The organism is Macellibacteroides sp. (assembly GCF_050251695.1).
Lineage (GTDB): Bacteria > Bacteroidota > Bacteroidia > Bacteroidales > Tannerellaceae > Macellibacteroides > Macellibacteroides fermentans.
The window spans coordinates 1-2,722 of sequence record NZ_JBFWMI010000185.1; the positions used below are offsets into that span (position 1 = coordinate 1).

General features: G+C 46.8%; 3 protein-coding genes. All 3 read left to right on the forward strand.

Annotated features, from left to right (window positions below):
* Positions 1-1,184: glycerol-3-phosphate dehydrogenase/oxidase (locus AB7E53_RS14890; protein WP_446776586.1), on the forward strand; the 1,184-nt coding region annotated here is incomplete at its 5' end.
* A gap of 84 nt (positions 1,185-1,268) precedes the next feature.
* Positions 1,269-2,180, forward strand: coding sequence for a glycerophosphodiester phosphodiesterase family protein (locus AB7E53_RS14895; RefSeq protein WP_446776588.1), 912 nt, complete (start codon positions 1,269-1,271; stop codon positions 2,178-2,180).
* Between the two features lie 4 nt (positions 2,181-2,184).
* A partial coding sequence (locus AB7E53_RS14900; protein ID WP_446776589.1) for an iron-containing alcohol dehydrogenase occupies positions 2,185-2,722 on the forward strand: 538 nt, incomplete at its 3' end.

The window sequence follows — 2,722 nt, forward strand, 5'->3', positions numbered from 1 at the left end:
GATTGGGACGTTCGCTGCCATTAACGAAAAAAAAGGTGGTAAACGAAATTCCGGGACTTAAGAAATCGAAACTTAGAGGTGGGGTAGTATACCACGACGGACAGTTTGACGATGCCCGCCTTGCCATTTCGCTGGCCGAAACAGCTGTAGAGCACGGAGCCGTATGCCTCAATTATGTGAAGGTGGATAAACTGCTTAAGAATCCGGAAGGAAAGCTGAACGGTGTTGAGGCTACCGATCTCATTCATGGCGAGAAATATACGTTCAATACGAAAGTAATTATAAATGCTACGGGTGTGTTTGTCGATGATATTATGAAGATAGACAATCCCGAAACCAAAAATAAAGTACGTCCAAGTCAGGGTATACATCTTGTTGTAGACCGGAAGTTTCTGGGAGGTAAGTCGGCGCTGATGATTCCCAAAACCGAAGACGGCAGGGTTCTGTTTGGTGTACCCTGGCATAATAAGGTAGTGTTGGGCACAACCGATACACCACTCAACAATCATTGTCTTGAACCTAAGGCGCTGGAAGAGGAGATTGATTTCGTTTTGGATCAGGCCGGACAATATCTGGAACTGAAACCAACCCGGAAGGATGTACTATCGGTATTTGCCGGTCTGCGTCCCCTGGCAGCACCCACACAATCCGATACCCGGAAGACGAAGGAAATATCCAGAAGTCACAAGATATATAAATCCAAATCGGGTTTGCTTACCATAACGGGAGGTAAGTGGACCACCTATCGCGAAATGGCGGAAGAGGCTGTAGACCGGTCCATTGCATTGGGTAATCTTGTTCCGAGGCTTTGTGTTACCAAAACACTTAAAGTACACGGATATTCCACCAACACCGACGATTCCACATGGGACTATGTATACGGTTCGGATGCACAGAAAATAAACCTGCTAAAACAGGAAAACAAGGAATATGCCCAATTGCTGCATAAAGACTATACCTTTACAGTGGCACATGTAGTATGGGCTGTAAGGGAAGAGATGGCGCAGACTGTGGAGGATGTACTTGCACGGAGGGTGCGTCTGCTGTTTCTGGATGCCCGGGTGGCAGCTGAAGTAGCACCGATGGTTGCATCCATTATGGCAAAGGAGCTGGGCAAGGATCGAAACTGGGAAGAAGAACAAATTACCGAATTCCGTTCTTTAGCCAAAGGTTATATCTTGTAGAAAAAGTTTATCTTCACGACATTTTACAATTTAATTTGTCTTTTATGTAGAATTGAGTAATCTTAAAGTAATATCTATAATAATATGAATGAAAAAAAACGGCAAAATGTTTTCCTTAGACTGATGTGTGCCGGTTTATTGTTAACCTCTTTGAATGTAACTGCTCAGTCCGAGGCGAAGAATTCTTCACCATTTCGGAACCACGCATCGATCAGCGAATACATAGCATATAAGGCCGACGGATCAATCATCGTAAGCGGTCACCGGGGCGGACGGGAGAAGGGTTACCCTGAAAACAGCCTTGAAGGATTTAAGAACATAATCGGTCGGATGACTGCCATATTTGAGATAGACCCCCGTCTTACAAAAGACAGTGTGATTGTCCTCATGCACGATGCTACCTTAGATCGTACCACTTCCGGTAAAGGAAAGCTGTCCTATTTTACCTGGAATGAATTACAGCAGATACGACTGAAAGACAGCGAAGGCAACGTAACTTCATGTAAAATACCTACGCTGGAGGAGGTTATCTTATGGAGCAAAGGCAAAACCATCGTTAACCTGGATAAAAAAGATGTTCCGATGGAACAGATTGCCGACTTAATCCGTAAGCTCGATGCAGCCGACTATGTGATGCTGACGGTCCATACCGGAGCACAGGCAAGATACTACTACGATCGTTTCCCTGAAATCTTATTGTCTGTCTTCGCCCGAAACTGGAAAGAATACGAAGATATCGCTATTTCGGGTGTGCCATGGAAAAATATGATTGCCTATGTGGGACCATCCATCAACGACGAAAACAGGAAGATAGTGGACCTGCTGCATAGTCACGGCGTAAGGTGTATGATCTCGGTGGCACCTACACACGATAAGCTGGCATCTGCTGCCGACCGGCACTGCAAATATCTGATGGAGATTGCCACACATCCGGACATCATCGAATCGGATATCCCAACAGAAGTCAACGACGCTTTAAAAGCACAAGCAAAGTAAGGCGATGAATGCAAACATAGAAAAAGCGCTTGCCGCAGCAAACGATACCCGTACACTTTGGATAGGGGTCGGGGTATCGGACCGGGTAGCCGATCTTTTTAAGGAGCAGTTTCCCGCAATGCCGGCTGTAATCGTAGCCGATACAACCACCTGGCAGGTGCTAGGCGAAAAGGTAAGCCGGCTGTTCTCTGCCGCCGGAATCATACAGGAATCTCCCTTTATTTTTGATAACGACGACCTGTATGCCGAATATGGATTTGTTGAACAGCTCACCGCTTCCTTAAGCAACCACACCGCAATTCCGGTGGCCGTGGGATCGGGTACTATAAACGACCTTACCAAATTATCAGCTTACCAGGCAGACCGCCGCTATATGTGTGTGGCAACAGCTGCCTCCATGGATGGCTACACCGCTTTCGGTGCTTCTATAACGGCTGATGGAGCCAAGCAGACATTCGGATGTCCTGCCCCACAGGCCTGTCTGGCAGATACCGACATCATACGGAAAGCTCCTCCGCAAATGACGGCCTCCGGCTATGCCG

Coding starts and splice junctions, on each gene's coding strand:
- AB7E53_RS14895 (WP_446776588.1), top strand. CDS start 1,269: ATGAATGAAAAAAAACGGCAAAATGTTTTCCTTAGACTGATGTGTGCC.